Below are 18,261 nucleotides of genomic sequence, written 5' to 3'. Positions count from 1 at the left end.
AAATAACGGACATATTTTGTAGGATAAAAAAAAAGTAGATCTTCATATGTATGAATTTGTAATTCTATATTAAATAAACGTGTTTTTTTTAAACTGAATCCCTTTAAATATTCTATAGATTTTTCTAATACATTATGTGACATTTTTTTTATATTATATCTCGCATTAAAATGATACAATGATGATTGTAATAATAATAAAAATATTTAATTTTGTCCTGAAAAATGGACATTTAGCTCAGGTGGTTTAGAGCGCTACTTTGACAGAGTAGAGGTCGTCGGTTCAAATCCGATAGTGTCCACATTGTTTTTTTACATTATTTTTTATGGTATTAATTACAACAGTTAGAGAGGGAGAATCCATTGAGAAAGCTTTGAAAAAATGCAAAAAAAAATTTGATAAAACGCGGATTTTAAAGGAATTTAGAGAAAAACAACAATATATAAAACCTTCTGAAGATAGGAGAAATGAAATTTTACGAGCTAGATATAGAGAACGTATGCGATTAAAGAAAGAAGAATAAAAAAAAATAGAGATACATCATTCTATGTATCATGATAGCTTTTATAAAAAACGAGTTTTTGGATTAGTAGGAAGAGGAATTAGTTATTCTTTTTCAAAAAATTATTTCATGAAAAAATTTAAAAAAGAATCTATTTCTGAAGTCACTTATGAAATCTTCGATATTCCAAAAATAGAAGATGTTTTATGGATTTTTAAAACCCCATCCTTGAAAGGATGCAATATCACTATTCCATATAAAAAGAGCATTATTCCCTTTTTAAATAAACTTATGCCAGAAGCAAAATCTATTGGATCTGTTAATGTAGTAAAGATAAATGAAGAGAAACATCGGATTGGTTATAATACAGATGTTTTGGGTTTTGAGTTTTCTTTCAAAAAGGACATAAATAAATTATCATCTAAAAATCAAAAGGCTCTGATTCTTGGAACAGGTGGGGTATCTAGATCAGTTTCCTTTATTCTAAAAAGAATGGGAATCCCATACAGATATGTTTCTCGAAAAAAACATAAAGATTTTTTGGTTTATGAAGAAGTGAACCAGGATCTTTTAGAAGATCATAAAATTATTATTAACTGCACTCCATTGGGAACTTTTCCAAATATCCATTTATGTCCACCATTACCTTATCAATTTCTTTCTTCTAAACACTATCTCTATGATTTGGTTTATAATCCATCTAAAACTTTTTTTTTAAAAAAAGGAGAAGAAAAAGGATCTATGATCAGAAATGGTTTAGAAATGTTACGTATTCAAGCAGAAGAATCTTGGAAAATATGGAATTCATAAAATAGGGAAGAAATGAACCATGATAAAATCTTTATGCATAGGGCTATTCAATTGGCAAAAAATGGATTAGGATTCACTTCTCCTAATCCTATGGTAGGATGTTTAATAGAAAGAAATGGTTTGATTTTATCAGAAGGATGGCATTATAAAGTAGGAATGAATCATGCAGAGGTAAATGCTATCAATAGGGTTAAAAATCCATCTTTATTAACTGATTCGACCCTTTATGTCACATTAGAACCATGCGCGCATTTTGGAAAGACCCCTCCTTGTGTTGATTTAATCATTAAAAGTAAGATACCTAGAGTTGTAATCGGAATACAAGATCCTTGTAATAAGGTAAACGGTTTTGGGATACAAAAATTAAGAAAAAATGGGATAGAAGTGATAGAAAATGTTTTAAAGGATCAGTGTAGAATTTTAAATAAACGTTTTTTTACTTTTTATGAAAAAAAAAGACCTTATATTATATTGAAATGGGCGCAAAGTGATGATGGTTTTATAGACTCATGGAAAGGGAATGATAAAAAAAAAAATCCTTCATGGATTAGTGGAATTTATTCTAGACAATTGAGTCATAAATGGAGATCTGAAGAGGACAGTATTTTAGTAGGAAGAAAAACCGTGTTTAATGATAATCCAAAATTAGATGTTAGAGAATGGTTTGGGTCAGATCCAATTAGAATTTTTATGGATAGAAAATTAAGTATATCTACTTCTTATTTTATTTTGGATGGGACGAAAAAAACAATTGTTTTTACCGAAAAGAAAAAAGAAAATCAGAAAAATATAGAATTTGTTCAGATTTCTTTTGAGAAAGAGATTATCAAACAGATCTTAGATTATCTACATCAGATAAACATTTTTTCTTTAATTGTAGAAGGAGGAAGAACGACCTTAGAGAGTTTTATCAAAGATAATATTTGGGATGAATCTAGAATATTCGTCTGTAATATCTTTTTGAAAGATGGATTAAGGGCTCCTGTCATAAATGGAAGAGTTATCAAAAATATGTATATAGAAGAAAAGGATAAACTTATTATTAAAATTCCATCTTAATTTTTTTCTGTAAGGAACTTGATTGTATCAATATTGTCTGAATAATCCCATAATTTAGGGAATTGAGTTTTTCCAAAATCAACTTCGTTTTTACATATATTTCTTGAGACTAAGCATTGTAAATGTTTTCTATTTTTGTGTATCAATTTTTTTAATTGGTTTACATTGGAATAAAATTCATAATATACCACTGATATTGGACTATGGTAGTCTTTGCTTTCTATTAAAATCATCATAGGATTTCTTTTAATAACTATGTTATTTAGAGTATATATGGAAAGATAATAATTATAATTATCCATGTACTTATAATTTTTCATTACATAAGATGATAAATTTTGATCCAAGATGAGATGAAGATCATAATTTTTAGGAATGAATATCTTTCCCACATTTCTACATCCTCTTCCAGAATAAGTTAAAATGTCTTTATTTAAAGAAATTAAATTTTTTTTACTTTCATTTCCTTGTAGAATAGCTATAGAAGTTCGTCTTTTTCGAAGAATCATGGGGTATTTTCTAAAGTAGTATTCAAAATAACGAGCTGTATTATTACTGCAACTTGCTATAACAGAATCATATTTTTCTTTAAAAAAGTTTTTAGAAAATTTTATTTTTTTTTCGAGTAAAGGATTTATATGAGTGATTATTTTGCATAAAAAAGGAAGTAACAAATTATCCTCTTCGGATAATTTTATTAAAATTCGATGTCCTGATAAAAGAACACATAAAAAATCATGAAACCCTACTAGGGGAATATTTCCCGGCATAATAACTAAAATAGTTTTTATTGGGTTCTTTTTCTTAATAAAAGAATATTTATTTAACCAATATTCTAGTTTTTCTTTTGTAAGTATTTTCCCCCATTGTTCAATAGTGATGAATAAATCTTCTGTTCTAAACCAACTATTGATAATGGAGGTTTTTTTTATAATATTCCGAAATGGAAAAAAAAATTTTTTAAAATTTTCAGAAATATATTTTTCATGTGCATAAAATTTCTTAAATTCTCTAAGAAAAAAACCTAATTTATAGAAAGTCTGAATCAGATTGTTCATTAGATTATAGAATCTACATTAAATTTAATTTAAATGTCTATAAAAATCACAGAAGAATGTATAAATTGTGGCGCCTGTGAATCTGAATGTCCTAATCATGCAATTTATGAAGGAGGAAAAGTATGGAGGATGTCAGATGGAACTTCTTTGTGGAAAAAAAAAATGTCAGAAGGTTTTTTTATGGATCCAATGTTTCCTCAGGAACCAAAAAAAAAGGATATTTATTTTATAGTAGCAGAAAAATGTACAGAATGTGTTGGGTTTTATGAAGAACCACAATGTGTAACAATTTGTCCAGTAAATTGTTGTATTCTAGATGATAATCATGTAGAATCTAAAGAAGATCTTCTTAAAAAGAAAAATTTTTTGCATGATTCTTTTTAAAAGAATTTTTCATTTCAATGAATCCTCAATATTTAGAAATTAAAAAAGCATTTAAAAATTGGAAAGATATAGCAAAACTTTATTATCCAAATAATTGGAAAGCTTTTATTCAAATTTTAAATACTTTTTTTCCTTTTGTTTTCATTTGGATAACAATAGTCTTTTGCATCTTCAATTATTCCAAGTATATAACAGTTTTCTTATCTATATTCAACTCCTTTTTTTTGATTAGAATATTCATCATTCAACATGATTGTGGACATCAATCATTTACCTCTTCAAAAAAAATTAATAATATCATAGGGTTTATTTGTAGTCTTTTTACTTTAATTCCGTTTAAATATTGGGCTAAATCACATAATTATCATCATGCACATAATTCTCAATTGGATTTTAGAGATATAGGTGATATAACTATTTTAACTGTTAGGGAATATCAAAAACTGAATTTTTGGAAAAAAATAAAGTATAGAATGTATCGATCTTTTATCGTCATGTTTTTTTTAGGACCTATCTATTATATTTTTATACATAGTAGATTACCATTAATTCATATAAAAGGTTGGGAAAAAGCAAAAGTAAATCTTTGGATCAGTAATTTTTGTATTTTTTCTTTTTATATTTTTATAGGAAATTTTATTGGTTTTTTTAAATTATTATTTATTCAATTTCCAACTATTGTTTTTTTTTCTATTGTGGCTATATGGGTTTTTTATGTTCAACATCAACATAATCCTAATTACAAAGAATGGAAAACTAATTGGGATTACTGTATAGCCGCTATAAAAGGTAGTTCTTTTTACAAATTACCTAAAATAATTCATTGGTTTACAGGAAATATTGGATATCACCACATCCATCATTTAGTTCCCAGTATTCCATTTTATTATTTACCTGACTGTCATAGTCAAAATCCTATTTTCGATAAATATGTGACAAAAATGAACTTTTCAGGAAGTTTAAAATGTGCAAAATATAAACTTTGGGATGAGGAAAATAAAAAAATGATAAGTTTTAGATCTTATGAAAAAAGAAATATTAATAAAAAAATTTCTGAACATAAATGAGGATTGGTTTTTTTTCATAAAAGAGGAATGGGATCAGCCTTATTTTCAAAAACTATTAAGATTCCTTAGGATAGAATATAAAAATTCTGTTTGTTTTCCAGAAAAAAAAAATATCTTTTCTTCGTTTAATTATTGTTCTTTTTCTAAATTAAAAGTAGTTATTCTAGGGCAAGATCCTTATTATAAAAATAATCAAGCTGATGGTCTATCCTTTTCTGTTCCGGATGGAGTAGCAATTCCTCCTTCTTTAAAGAATATTTTTATAGAAGTGAATAATTGTTTTCAAAAAAAATCATTACCTATTAGCGGCTCTTTAATTTTTTGGGCCACCCAAGGTGTTTTACTACTTAATTCTGTTTTAACGGTAAGAAAAGGACTTCCTGGATCTCATAGAAATAAAGGTTGGGAGATTTTTACCGATAAAATCATTCGAATAATTTCGGATAAAAAAAAGCATATTGTTTTTTTATTGTGGGGAGAGTTAGCCAAAAAAAAAGATTCTCTAATTGATTTTCATAATCATTTTATATTAAAAACCTCACATCCATCTCCTCTTTCTGCAAATTTTGGTTTTTTAGGATCTCAACAGTTTTTAAAAACTAATCAATTTTTGAAAAAAATAGGAAAAAAACCTATAATGTGGTAATTACATGTGTATGGCTTTATTTTCAAAACTCAACAAGGCGGCTTCTTTAAAAGATTCGCTAAAAGTAGGATGCGGGTGGCAAATCCTATAGATATCTTCTGAAGATGCCCTAAATTCAAGAGCTACAGAAGCTTCCATTATCATATCGGAGGCATGATCGCCTATCATATGAACTCCTAATATTTCATCTGTTTTTTTATGAGATAGCATTTTTACAAAACCTTCTGTAGATCCGCTAGCACGAGCTATTCCCAATATTCTCATAGGAAAGAAACCTATATTGTATTCTATTCCTTTATTTTGGATTTCTTTTTCTGTAAACCCAATACTAGATACTTCAGGATTAGTATATAGAACAGATGGAACTAAATTATAATTTAGTTTATTTGGTTTTTGTCCAGCTAGATGTTCTGCGACATATAAACCTTCTTCTTCCGCTTTATGTGCTAACATTTTTCCGCCTATGACATCTCCTATCGCATAGATATTTTCTACAGAACTTTGTAAAAAATCATTAACTAAAATGAACCCTTTTTGATCTTTTTGAATTCCTATATGTTCTAATCCAAGATTTTCTGTATAAGGGGACCTCCCAATTGATATGAGGCAATAATCCCCTATATATTTCATTTTTTTTCCATTATTTTTATTTTTAACATAAACTGAAATTTCATTAGTTTCTAATAAAACTATATCCTGGATTATAAAGGAGGTTTTTATTTGAATTCCAGATTTTTCTAATATTTTTTGGATTTCTTGACTTAAAGAATGATCCATATTTGAAATTATTCTATCCATAGTTTCAATAATAGTTACTTGACTTCCTAACCTATGGTAAATAGAAGCTAATTCTAATCCGATTATTCCTCCTCCAATTATTATTAATTTTTTTGGAATTTCATCCATAGAAAGAGCCTCCGTAGAGGAAATAATTTTTTTTCTTTTCTCAAAATTTGATAATGGAAGACTTATTGGTTTAGAACCTGTAGCTATTATACAATATTTAAATTGTATATCTTCAATAGTTTTTCTATCTGTGATAGAAATCACATGATTTTTTTTAAATGTAGCTATGCCATTATATAAATCAATATTATTTTTTTTCATGAGATATTTCACTCCTTCATTTGTTTTTTTCACGATCTCATTTTTCCTTTTCATCATTTTTTCGAAATCCAAAGATAATTTATCATAAATAATTCCATGGGAATGATGATGATTTTTTGCAAAGAAAAAATATTTAGAAGAATATAAAAGAGATTTTGAAGGAATACAACCCACATTTAAACAGGTCCCGCCTAAATCTTGATATTTTTCTATAAGTGCAGTATGAAGTCCGAGTTGACTTGCACGAATGGCTGAAACATAACCTCCTGGACCAGAGCCTATAACGACAAGATCATATAAATTATTCATGACTTACTAAAAGATTTTATTTAATAAAGTTATACAAATCTGTTTACTTACATATCTAATATATAAGCAAAAATTAATGGTGCTACAATAGTAGCATCTGATTCAATAATAAACTTAGGAGTGTCCTTATCTAATTTTCCCCAAGTTATTTTTTCATTAGGAATAGCTCCTGAATAGGAGCCATAACTGGTAGTAGAATCAGAAATTTGGCAAAAATATGCCCAATAAGGAGTATGTTTCCATCCTATATCTTGGGAAAGCATAGGGACTACACAAATAGGAAAGTCTCCGGAGATTCCTCCACCTATCTGAAAAAATCCTACTTCATTTTTCACAGATTCTTTTTTGTACCATTTAGCTAAATAAATCATATATTCGATTCCATTTTTTACAAGAATTGGTGAAAATAATTTTTTCATACAATATGAAGCGAAGAGGTTCCCTATTGTGCTATCTTCCCAACCAGGAACAACCAGGGGTAAATTTTTTTTTGCGGCAGCCAAGACCCAACTATCTTTTGAATTGATATCATAATATGGTTCTAAAATATTTTCTAATAATAATTGATAAATATATTCATGAGGAAAATATCGTTCAGATTTTTCCTTAGCTCTTTTCCATATATTGAGAATATGTTTTTGTAGAAATTTAAAAGCTTGATCTTCTGGAATACAAGTATCTGTTACACGATTAAATCCTTTTTTTAAAAAAGTTTTTTCTTCATCAGGGGTTAAATCTCTATAATTAGAAATTTTCTTATAATGTGAATGAGCTATTAAATTCGTTATATCTTCTTCTAAATTAGCACCAGTACAAGAAATAATATGAACTTTATCTTGTCTGATCATTTCAGCTAATATTTTTCCTAATTCTGCAGTACTCATTGCACCTGCCAATGTAATCATCATTTTTCCATTATTTTTAATATGATGTTTATAAGCTTTAGCTGCTTCTGATAAAGTTAGAGCATTAAAATGAAGAAAATATTTTTCGATAAAGGAAGTAATAGAATCTTTCATAATTTATAATTAGATTTTATCTAGCTATTTGTACAGCTCTGGTTTCTCTGATCACTGTTACTTTTATTTGTCCAGGATAAGTCATTTCGTTTTTTATTTTCTCTGTTATATCAAAAGATAACTGAAAAGCTTTTTGATCATCTATTTTTTCGCTTTCTACTAAAACTCGTAGTTCTCTGCCTGCCTGTATAGCAAAAGCCTTATTTACCCCATCAAAACTCAAAGCGATATCTTCCAAATTTTTTAATCTTTTAGAGTAAGATTCAAAAGAATTTCTTCTTACTCCAGGACGAGCTCCACTAATAGAATCCGATACTTGTACGATAGGAGATATTAGAACTTTCATTTCTATTTCATTATGATGAGAACCTATGGCATTACAAACTTCTATATTTTCTCCGTATTTTTCAGCCCATTGCATTCCTAAAATCGCATGAGGAAGTTCGGATTCTGTTTCAGGAACTTTTCCTATATCATGTAATAAACCTGCACGTTTAGCTAATTTTGCATTTAATCCTAATTCTGAAGCTAATATTCCTGATAAATGAGCCACTTCTCTAGAATGTTGTAACAGATTTTGTCCATAAGAAGAACGATATTTCATCCTTCCTATCATTCTAATTAATTCTGGATGTATCCCATGAATTCCTAAATCGATTATGTTTTTTTTTCCGATTTCTACTATTTCTTCTTCAATTTGTCTTTCAGTTTTTGCGACGATCTCTTCAATTCTTGCTGGATGGATTCGTCCATCTATCACTAATTTATGAAGCGATAACCTAGCTACTTCTCTACGTATAGGATTGAAACAAGATAATAAAATAGCCTCTGGAGTATCATCTACAATAATTTCTACTCCCGTTGCTTTTTCCAGAGCTCTTATATTTCTTCCTTCTCGTCCAATAATGCGACCTTTTACGTCATCTGATTCTATATTGAATACAGAAACCGCATTCTCAACAGCTTGTTCTGTTCCAATTCTTTGAATAGCTTGAATGACTATTTTTCTTGCTTCCATTTTTGCAGTGAGTTGGGATTCTTCTATAATATTTTGTATATGTGTTTGTGCCTTGACTTTTGCTTCTTCTTTAAGGAATTCAATTAATTCATTCTTAGCTTCTTCAGAAGAATAATTGGATACTTTTTCAAGCAGTTCTACTTGTTTTCTCTGCATGTTTTTAAATTCTTCTTGTTTTTTTTGAAGAATTTTGAATTTTTTTTCACAATCATGTATTTGATTTTCTAAACGATTATTTCTTTTAAAATAAATTTCAATTTCTTTAGATAATCTAGATTCTTTTTCTCTTGTTTGATTTTCTATATCCGTTATTTTTCTTTCTCTAAGACGAATATCTTTTTCATGTTTAGATTTAAGTTCTATAAATCTTTCTTTTGCTTGAATGATTTTCTTTTTTTTTATAGACTCTCCTTCTTTTTCTGCATTTTTTATAATTTTTTTTGCTTGAATTTTAGCTTTTTCTAATAAATGAATATATCTTTTCAAGATGGTTTTTTTTCCAAAGAAATAACATGTAATAATCCCAATTGTAAACCCCATGAGAACCGAAAATCCAACATTTATTTTCATATGTACTCAATTTAAATAAAAATAAAATAGACATTTTAATAACATTTTTAAAACAAAAGGTAATAAGTAGAAGCCTTATAAAAAAAGACTTTAAGAAAGGGTAAATATACAAAATTAATAACGAGAGAATTGGTTTATATTTTTTTAATCAACGGAATTTGAATAAATTAGAATAAAATTTTCTAGTTTTTTAACTAAACTATGCAACTTAATTCTATTCTTTATGAAAAGAGCATACTTAGATAATGCAGCTACCACTCCTGTAAGAAGCGAAGTTATAAAAGTCATGGTAAATACATTAAAATATTCATTTGGAAACCCGTCTTCTACACAACACAGTTATGGAAGGCTAGCACGTTCCATAATAGAAGAATCAAGAATACGTATAGCAAAGGATATCAATGCTTCTCCGTCTGAAATTCTTTTTACCTCTAGTGGAACTGAAGCTAACAATCTAGTTTTGAGATCTGCTGTTTGTGATTTAAAAGTCAAATATATTTTAACTTCTCCATTGGAACATGATTCTGTATTACAAACCGTTATAGATTTAGTTCAGAAGAATAAAGTTGTTGTTGAATTTATTCAAATTCATAATCAAGGAGTTATAGACTTAAATTATCTCGAAAAAATATTAAAAAAAAATTATCCGAATAAAATACTTGTAAGTTTAATGTACGCTAATAATGAAATTGGAAATTTATTGGATATAGAAAAAGTTGGATTTCTTTGCAAAGAATATCAAGCATATTTTCATTCGGATACTATTCAAATCATTGGAAATATTCCTGTCAATATGAGACAATTACCTTTTGATTTTGCTACTGCTAGTGCACATAAGTTTTATGGACCAAAAGGAATAGGTTTTGTTTTTATTAGAGAAAGAATCATTAGAGATATCAAACCATTTATTACAGGAGGTTATCAAGAGCATGGGATTCGTTCAGGAACGGAAAATATTTATGGAATAGTAGGACTAGCGGAAGCTTTACATTTATCCTATTGTGATTTTCCAAACCATATAGAAAAAATTAGGAATTTAAAATTCTATTGTATTTCAGAATTGAAAAAAATCATTCCAGACATTATTTTTAATGGATTATCAGAATCTATGGATAAGAGTCTTCCTAACATATTAAATATTTTTTATCCAAAAAAAGATCATTTATTATATTTTCATTTAGATCTAATGGGAATAGCTATTTCTAAGGGAAGTTCTTGTCAATCAAGAAATTTAAAAAAAACCTCTCATGTGATTCTTTCTATAACCAGCAAACATTTCTTAAAAAGAATGATGCCTATAAGAATTTCTTTTGGAATTTTCAATGAAAAAAAAGATGTTGATTTATTAATTGAAGCTTTTCAAAAAATCAAAAACTGATAATTTTTAAAAAAAAAATAAATATCTTTACGATAGATAGTAATTCGCAATTAAATCAGTGATTCAATCTCGTTTTATTCAATCTTCTATTGGAAGAAAAGTAGTTATGGCAATTACGGGGATCTTCCTGATGTGTTTTTTGTTATTACATTTGAGTGTTAATCTTTTTCTTTTTTATGGAGAAGAAGCGTTTAATAACGCTGTCTCTTTCATGAGAAGAAATTTTCTTGTCAAAATGCTAGAATATGTTCTTGCTTTAGGTTTTATTATTCATATTTTTTTTGGAATTAAATTACATTTAAAAAATAAAAAATCAAAAGGAAAAATGGATTATGCGATGATAAGACCTTTATCGACATTTAGTAGTCGGACTATGGTTTATACGGGAGTTTTAATCTTTTTTTTTCTAGTTCTGCATTTAATAAATTTCATGATTCCTATGAAATATTCTCATACTTCAGATTATATTTTAGTCATCTCCTTATTTAAAAATCCTGTATATACATTCATCTATGTTTTCTCTTTCCTAGTTTTAGGATTTCATTTAAACCATGGATTTCAATCTTCTTTTCAATCGTTGGGGTTATCTAATAAAAAGAAATTATTCTGGATACGAAAGTTTAGTTTTTTTTATTTTTTGTTTATTTGTTCTGGTTTTTCTATTATCGCTATTTGGTTCTTTTTCAAAGGTTATATATAATATATTTCTTGAATGATTAAAAACTCTTTAAAATTAAATTCTAAAATTCCAAGTGGTCCTTTAACTCATAAATGGATCCATCATAAATCTATTTTAGAATTAGTCTCTCCCAACAATAGATCTAATATGGAAATTATTGTAATTGGAACAGGACTTGCTGGTGGATCTGTTTCGGCTACTCTAGCTGAATTAGGATATAAAGTAAAAGTTTTTTGTTATCAAGATTCTCCAAGAAGAGCACATTCTGTAGCTGCTCAAGGTGGTATTAATGCCTCTAAGAATTATAAGGGAGATAATGATTCTGTTTATCATCTTTTTTATGATACTATTAAAGGAGGAGATTACAGATCTCGTGAGGCTAATGTTTATCGTTTATCAGAAATATCTTCAAACATTATTGATCAATGTGTAGCTCAGGGAGTTCCGTTTGCTCGAGATTATGCTGGATATCTGAAAAATAGATCTTTTGGTGGGACTAAAGTTTCAAGAACTTTTTACGCTAAAGGACAAACAGGGCAACAGCTTTTGCTCGCTTGCTATTCAGCTATGTCTAGACAAATAGGAAAAAGAAGAATAAAAATGTACAACCGTCATGAAATGTTAGATTTAGTAGTAATAGAAGGTTTAGCTAGGGGGATTATTGCTAGAAATTTAATTACTGGAGAAATTGAGCGTCATGCAGCTCATGCTGTTGTTATTGCATCAGGAGGTTATGGAAATGTGTTTTTTTTATCTACTAATGCTATGGGGTCTAATGCTAGTGCTATATGGAAAGTTCATAAAAAAGGAGGTTTTTTCGCTAATCCTTGTTATACTCAAATACATCCTACTTGTATTCCAGTACATGGGAACTATCAATCTAAATTAACATTAATGTCCGAGTCATTGAGAAATGACGGACGCATATGGGTTCCAAAACAAATAGAAGATGCTATTTCTATACGAAATGGAAAAAAGAACCCTGAAGATATTAAAGAAGAAAAAAGAGATTATTATCTTGAAAGACGTTATCCATCATTTGGAAATCTTGTTCCAAGAGATATAGCATCTAGAGCTGCTAAAGAACGTTGTGATCATGGTTTTGGAATAGAAAATAATGAAACAAAAGAAGGAGTATTTTTGGATTTTTCTTCTTCCATAGAAAGATATGGAATAGAAAAAGCCAATGAACTTGGAATAAAAAATTCAAATGACATGAAATTTATAAAATTTGGAGAAGAAGTTATGGAATCTAAATATGGGAATTTATTTCACATGTATGAAAAAATTACTAATAAAAATCCTTATAAAACTCCTATGAAAATTTATCCAGCTGTTCATTATACCATGGGAGGAATATGGGTGGATTACAATTTAATGTCTTCTATATCAGGGTGTTATATTATAGGTGAAGCGAATTTCTCCGATCACGGTGCTAATCGTCTTGGAGCTTCTGCTTTAATGCAAGGTTTAGCTGATGGTTATTTTATTTTGCCTTATACTATAGCAGATTATTTATCTAGATATATAGGTATGAAAAAAAACATATCCATAAAACATAAAGAATTTGATAAATCCGAGAAAAATGTAAAAGAAAGAATTCAAAAATTTTTTTCCTCCAATGGAAAAGAATCTGTTGATTTTTTCCATAAGAAACTTGGAAATATCATGTGGAAATATGTCGGAATGAGTAGAAATGAGAATGGGTTATCTAAGGCGATCAAAAAGATCCAAGAACTTCGCGAAGAATTTTGGAAAAATGTTTTTGTTCCTGGAAATATTCGAGATGGATTCAATTCAGAATTGGAAAAGGCAGGACGTGTATCCGATTTTTTAGAATTGGGAGAACTCATAGCTATGGATGCTTTAAATAGAAAAGAATCTTGTGGAAGTCATTTTAGAGAAGAATTTCAAACAACAGAAGGAGAGGCTCTTCGTGATGATCTTCATTATAAATATGTTTCTATATGGGAATATCAAGAAGGAAAATCTATTCGTGAAGAAATTATGCATAAAGAAGATTTAACTTTTAATTTTGTTCAACCGCAATCGCGTTCTTATAAATGAATTATTATGAAAAGATTACTCAATTTTATATTAAAAGTATGGAGACAAAAAAATAGTAAAGAAAAAGGCGAGTTTAAAACTTATAAAGTTGATCAGGTTTCACCTGATAGTTCTTTTTTAGAGATGTTAGATTTGTTAAATCATCAAATTTTATCTAAAAAAAAAGAACTCCCTATTTCATTTGATCATGACTGTCGTGAAGGAATTTGTGGGATGTGTTCTTTATATATTAATGGTAGAGCCCATGGACCTCAAGATTTGATTACAACATGTCAGCTTCATATGCGTCATTTTAATAATGGAGAAACTATATACATAGAACCTTGGAGGGCTAAGTCTTTTCCTATTATTAAGGATCTTGTTGTAGATAGATCTTCTTTTGATAGAATTATGGAATCAGGTGGTTTTATTTCTGTAAATACTTTTGGAAAAACGGTGGATGGAAATATCATTCCTATTCCAAAAGAAGACGCAGACAATGCTTTTGATGCAGCTGTCTGCATTGGTTGTGGAGCTTGTGTAGCTACATGTAAAAATAGATCTGCCATGTTATTTGTTTCTGCAAAAATAGCGCAATTTTCTCTTTTACCTCAAGGAAAGATTGAAAGAAAAAAACGTGTATTGAATATGATAAAAAAAATGGATGAAGAGGGTTTTGGAAATTGTACGAATACTCAAGCTTGTGAAATCGATTGTCCAAAAGGGATTTCTACAGAAAATATCTCTATTATGAATAGAGAGTATATTCAGTCTTTTATATAATCATGGAATATTTAGATTTTGAAAAACCTATACAAGAAATTCAGGATCAATATATTAATTGTTTGATGATAGAAAAAAAGAGCGGAGTGAATATGAAAGAAGTCTGTAATCAGTTACAACATAAGTTAGAAAAAACCATCAAACAACTACATAATCACTTAACTCCTTGGCAAAGAGTCCAACTATCTCGTCATCCTAATAGACCATATACTTTAGATTATATATTATCTATAACAAAAAAAGAGTCTTTTATTGAATTGCATGGAGATCGTCATATTGGAGATGATAAAGCTATGATAGGAGGATTTGGGAAAATAGAAAATCAGACTTTTATGTTTATCGGAACACAAAAAGGAAAAAATACAAAAGATAGACAATATAGAAGATTTGGAATGCCTAATCCTGAAGGATATAGAAAAGCGCTACGTCTTATGAAATTATCGGAAAAATTCCGTAAACCTATTGTAACATTTATAGACACTCCAGGAGCTTTTCCTGGAATAGAAGCAGAAGAAAGAGGTCAAGGAGAAGCTATTGGAAAAAATATTTATGAAATGATGTGTCTGAAAGTTCCTATTATTGTTCTAATTATAGGAGAAGGAGCTAGTGGAGGCGCATTAGGAATAGGAATAGGAGATAAAGTTTCTATGATGGAGAATTCCTGGTTTTCTGTTATCTCTCCTGAGAGTTGTTCGACAATACTTTGGGGGAATTGGAAAAATAAGGAACAATCTGCAGAAGCATTGAAACTCACAGCAGGAGATATGCATAAATTAAATCTTATAGATGATGTAATCAAAGAACCCTTAGGAGGAGCGCATTTTTGTCCAGAACAAGCTTATAAAACGATCAAGAAAAAAATAATAAAATACTATAAAGAATTATCTTGTATTGATATAGAAGAACTTATCTTATCTAGAAAAAATAAGTACATTTCTATAGGGGTTTTTAATGATTAGAACAAGTATATCATGAAAAAAATAAGTGGATATGATCAAAGAAGAAGATAGGATCCATTATCCTAGTCATAATTTTCTTAAAAATGGAAAACTCCCTCCTCAAGCATTAGATTTAGAGGAGGCGATTATAGGTTCTGTTATGATTGATAAAAAGGGGTTAGATGAAATTATAGATATACTTTTTCCAGAAGTATTTTATAAAAAGGAACATCAAGAAATATTTCGTTCCATACAACAGTTATATCAGAATTCTCAACCAGTAGATATTTATACTGTATCTAATCAACTTCGTAAAAATGAAAAACTTGAAGAATCAGGAGGAGAGTTATATCTAATCAAATTAACACAGAAAGTTATTTCATCTGCTCACATAGAATATCATAGTCGCATTGTGCAACAAAAATTTATTCTGAGAAAATTGATTAGCATTTCTTCAAATATTATAGAACATTGTTATGAAGATAGTACAGATGTTTTCGAACTTTTAGATAAAGCAGAATCTAAACTTTTTGAGATAAATCAAAAATATTTAAGAACAAAAAAGTATGAAACGATTCAATTTCTTATAAGAAAAGCTATTGATAGGATAAAAGAGGTAGAAAATAATAAAGAAGGGCTGAGTGGAATTTCATCTGGATTTCAAAAATTAGATAAAGTGACTTCTGGATGGCAAAATTCAGATTTGATAATACTTGCTTCTAGACCTGGAATGGGAAAAACAACTTTTATGTTATCTATGGTTAGAAACATTGTTATTGAACAAAAGGTTCCTGTAGTGATTTTTTCATTGGAAATGTCTTCTATTCAATTAATCACGAGATTAATCTCCTCAGAAACTGGAATTTCTTCCGGAAAAATTAAAAATGCCAATCTTTCTGATATAGACTGGAAACATTTGTTTTATAAAACTAAAAAGTTGAAAACTTCTCCACTTTTTATAGATGATACTCCATCTTTATCTATATTTAATTTACGCGCAAAATGTCGTCGTTTAATTTCTCAACATGGAGTAAAATTGGTGATGATAGATTATATGCAATTAATGGGAATTAGTGATCCTGTTTCAAAATTTAGAAATCGAGAACAAGAAATATCCATAATTTCTCGTAGTTTAAAATCTCTTGCGAAAGAGTTAGATATTCCTATCATAGCCTTATCACAGTTGTCTAGAGCAGTGGAAATAAGAGGAGGAAGTAAAAGGCCATTGCTATCTGATTTGCGTGAATCCGGAGCTATTGAGCAAGATGCAGATATCGTTTTATTTATTTATAGACCTGAATATTATGGATTTAACACTTGGGATACAGAGGAAAAGGATTCCTGCATAGGTCAAGCAGAAATAATTATAGCTAAACATAGAAACGGAGGTTTGGATCGGGTTCGTTTAAAATTTATAAGTGATCAAGCAAAATTTATGAATTTTGAAGAAAGGGAAAATTCTTCTTTAATGTGGGAGGAAGATTATCAAAAAAATATTTTTGAAAAAGAAAATTGTTTTATAGAGAATTCTCATGAAAATGAAAAAAATTTGAATTATGATAAGGAGTCTTTAAAAGATGAAGATAATTTTTCATTTTAAATGAAAAATCATTGAATTTTGAATGGTTTTTTTCTAGAAAAACAATTTGGAAAGATTGTAGAAAAAATAAAATATTACGCACTATAGTTGTAGTGACACAATCCACTATAGGATTCAGTGTAATTATAAGTATTTTAACTTTTTCTGTAGGTTTTGGGTTTAAAACAGTAATCAACCAGAAATTATTAAATATTCAAGGTCAAATTGTTATTGTAAATAATCCGAAAAAAGAGGCCTGTTTTCTTTCTTTAGAAAAGAAAAACTTATTTTTTTTTAATTCCATTAGTTTTGTTTACCCTTTTTCTGAAAAAGATGTAATAGTATGTAAAAATATATGTGAAAATAAAGGAATAGAAGATGTGGAAAGATTTGTTTTCAAAGGAATATCAAAAGATTATAATCCTGTTTTTTTTAAAAATTTTTTGGTATCAGGGTCAAATAAAAATTTGTTTTCCCGTCCTGAAATTCTTTTATCCAAAAAAATTTCGATTTTATTGAAATTAAACAAAGGATCCTCTATTTTAATAGGTTTTATTTCCATGAAAAATGGGAAACCTTTTGTTTTTTATAAAAAATTTTATATATGTGGTTTATACGATACAGGAATTCCTGAATTTGATAATGTTTATCTGATTGGTGATATGAAACATATACAGAGTATGAATGGATGGAAAAGAGACTCTGTAGAAGGATTTGAAATTTTTATATCTTCTCTTGATCCTAAAAGAATTAAATCTCTAAAGAAAGAAATTAATCAGAAATATTCTGATCAATTTCTAGTTAAAACTATATACGATCAATCTCATCAAGAGATTATAGAATGGTTAAATGTTTTTAATGTTAATATTTTTGTTATTATTTTTTCTGTCATGATAGCTGTTATATTTAATATAATAGTATTTTCTATAATACTCCTTTTAGAAAGAATGAAAACCATAGGAATTTTAAAAACTTTAGGAGCTAGAAACAAAATCATATATAAAATATTTTTATATTATATTATGCATATTTTAACACCTCCGTTAATCATAGGAAATAGTATTGGTTTTTTGTTTTTAATACTGCAAAAAAAATTTCGATTGATATCATTAAATCAAACACAATATTATGTTGATGTTGTTCCTGTTTATTTAAATATAAATCACTTTTTATTTATTAATATATCTATTATATTAGTATGTCTTTTTTCCGTTTTTCTTCCTTTTTTATTTATTATTAGTAAAATTCCTCCTATTAAAGTCATTAAATTTGAGTAATTCTCAAGAATTAATTTTGTATTTTTGTTATA

The 18,261-nt window shown here is 28.2% G+C and carries 17 protein-coding genes and 1 tRNA gene; 14 read left to right on the top strand and 4 right to left on the bottom strand.

Going from position 1 to position 18,261, the window contains the following annotated elements; translation table 11 throughout:
• Positions 1-226 precede the first annotated feature (226 nt).
• The 4 genes from H0H45_RS02485 (at position 227) to ribD (ending at position 2,371) form a co-directional block, all read left to right on the top strand.
• Positions 227-301 (top strand) — tRNA-Val (locus tag H0H45_RS02485).
• A 24-nt stretch (positions 302-325) separates the two neighbouring features.
• The gene (gene rpsU, locus H0H45_RS02480) at positions 326-523 is read left to right on the top strand and encodes a 30S ribosomal protein S21 (RefSeq protein WP_185866484.1); all 198 of its coding nucleotides are present in this window, start codon (positions 326-328) and stop codon (positions 521-523) included.
• A gap of 24 nt (positions 524-547) precedes the next feature.
• Positions 548-1,312, top strand: a complete 765-nt coding sequence (locus H0H45_RS02475; RefSeq protein ID WP_185866483.1) for a shikimate dehydrogenase family protein — start codon at positions 548-550, stop codon at positions 1,310-1,312.
• Positions 1,313-1,324: 12 nt separating this feature from the next.
• Complete coding sequence (gene ribD / locus H0H45_RS02470) at positions 1,325-2,371, top strand: bifunctional diaminohydroxyphosphoribosylaminopyrimidine deaminase/5-amino-6-(5-phosphoribosylamino)uracil reductase RibD (protein WP_185866482.1); 1,047 nt, start codon at positions 1,325-1,327, stop codon at positions 2,369-2,371.
• Here ribD and H0H45_RS02465 read toward each other — a convergent pair.
• Positions 2,368-3,429: an acyl-CoA reductase gene (locus H0H45_RS02465; RefSeq protein ID WP_185866481.1), complete on the bottom strand. Its 1,062-nt coding sequence runs from the start codon at positions 3,427-3,429 to the stop codon at positions 2,368-2,370. The genes ribD and H0H45_RS02465 overlap by 4 nt on opposite strands.
• Before the next feature lie 33 nt (positions 3,430-3,462).
• Here H0H45_RS02465 and H0H45_RS02460 point away from each other — a divergent pair, with 33 nt between their 5' ends.
• From H0H45_RS02460 to ung, 3 genes are read left to right on the top strand one after another with little or no spacing between them, the layout of a single operon-like run.
• Complete coding sequence (locus H0H45_RS02460; protein WP_185866480.1) at positions 3,463-3,813, top strand: 4Fe-4S dicluster domain-containing protein; 351 nt, start codon at positions 3,463-3,465, stop codon at positions 3,811-3,813.
• A 17-nt stretch (positions 3,814-3,830) separates the two neighbouring features.
• The gene (locus H0H45_RS02455) at positions 3,831-4,880 is read left to right on the top strand and encodes a fatty acid desaturase (RefSeq protein ID WP_185866479.1); all 1,050 of its coding nucleotides are present in this window, start codon (positions 3,831-3,833) and stop codon (positions 4,878-4,880) included.
• Entirely contained in the window at positions 4,837-5,526 is a 690-nt protein-coding gene (gene ung, locus H0H45_RS02450; protein WP_185866478.1) for a uracil-DNA glycosylase, read from the top strand. Before H0H45_RS02455 ends, ung begins: the two co-directional genes overlap by 44 nt.
• On the opposite strand, the gene lpdA is transcribed toward ung, so the two are convergent.
• Genes lpdA through rny form a run of 3 tightly spaced genes read right to left on the bottom strand, consistent with a single transcriptional unit; the run spans position 5,527 to position 9,549 of the window.
• Positions 5,527-6,942: a dihydrolipoyl dehydrogenase gene (gene lpdA / locus H0H45_RS02445; protein WP_185866477.1), complete on the bottom strand. Its 1,416-nt coding sequence runs from the start codon at positions 6,940-6,942 to the stop codon at positions 5,527-5,529.
• Positions 6,943-6,989: 47 nt separating this feature from the next.
• Entirely contained in the window at positions 6,990-7,961 is a 972-nt protein-coding gene (locus H0H45_RS02440) for a deoxyhypusine synthase family protein (RefSeq protein WP_185866476.1), read from the bottom strand.
• 16 nt (positions 7,962-7,977) lie between these two features.
• A complete protein-coding gene (gene rny / locus H0H45_RS02435) occupies positions 7,978-9,549 on the bottom strand; it encodes a ribonuclease Y (RefSeq protein ID WP_185866475.1) in 1,572 nt (523 codons plus the stop codon).
• 223 nt (positions 9,550-9,772) lie between these two features.
• Between rny and H0H45_RS02430 the strand changes: the two genes are divergently transcribed.
• From H0H45_RS02430 to H0H45_RS02400, 7 genes are read left to right on the top strand one after another with little or no spacing between them, the layout of a single operon-like run.
• Positions 9,773-10,927, top strand: a complete 1,155-nt coding sequence (locus H0H45_RS02430) for a cysteine desulfurase family protein (protein ID WP_185866474.1) — start codon at positions 9,773-9,775, stop codon at positions 10,925-10,927.
• A gap of 58 nt (positions 10,928-10,985) precedes the next feature.
• Positions 10,986-11,627 carry a succinate dehydrogenase cytochrome b subunit gene (locus H0H45_RS02425; protein WP_185866473.1) on the top strand — a complete coding sequence of 214 codons (642 nt, stop codon included), beginning with the start codon at positions 10,986-10,988 and terminating at the stop codon, positions 11,625-11,627.
• A gap of 12 nt (positions 11,628-11,639) precedes the next feature.
• A complete protein-coding gene (locus H0H45_RS02420; RefSeq protein WP_185866472.1) occupies positions 11,640-13,673 on the top strand; it encodes a fumarate reductase/succinate dehydrogenase flavoprotein subunit in 2,034 nt (677 codons plus the stop codon).
• 6 nt (positions 13,674-13,679) lie between these two features.
• A complete protein-coding gene (locus H0H45_RS02415) occupies positions 13,680-14,435 on the top strand; it encodes a succinate dehydrogenase/fumarate reductase iron-sulfur subunit (protein ID WP_185866471.1) in 756 nt (251 codons plus the stop codon).
• Positions 14,436-14,437: 2 nt separating this feature from the next.
• Complete coding sequence (locus H0H45_RS02410; RefSeq protein ID WP_185866470.1) at positions 14,438-15,394, top strand: acetyl-CoA carboxylase carboxyltransferase subunit alpha; 957 nt, start codon at positions 14,438-14,440, stop codon at positions 15,392-15,394.
• Positions 15,395-15,425: 31 nt separating this feature from the next.
• A complete protein-coding gene (gene dnaB, locus H0H45_RS02405; RefSeq protein ID WP_185866469.1) occupies positions 15,426-16,973 on the top strand; it encodes a replicative DNA helicase in 1,548 nt (515 codons plus the stop codon).
• Positions 16,974-16,984: 11 nt separating this feature from the next.
• Positions 16,985-18,229 (top strand): ABC transporter permease, encoded by a 1,245-nt coding sequence (locus tag H0H45_RS02400; protein WP_185866468.1) that lies wholly within the window; start codon positions 16,985-16,987, stop codon positions 18,227-18,229.
• Positions 18,230-18,261 lie beyond the last annotated feature (32 nt).

Source organism: Blattabacterium cuenoti (genome assembly GCF_014252095.1).
In the GTDB taxonomy this organism is placed as follows: Bacteria; Bacteroidota; Bacteroidia; order Flavobacteriales; family Blattabacteriaceae; genus Blattabacterium; species Blattabacterium cuenoti_F.
The sequence above is the reverse complement of the archived record's forward strand: the minus strand, read 5'-3'. Positions and strand labels throughout refer to the sequence as shown.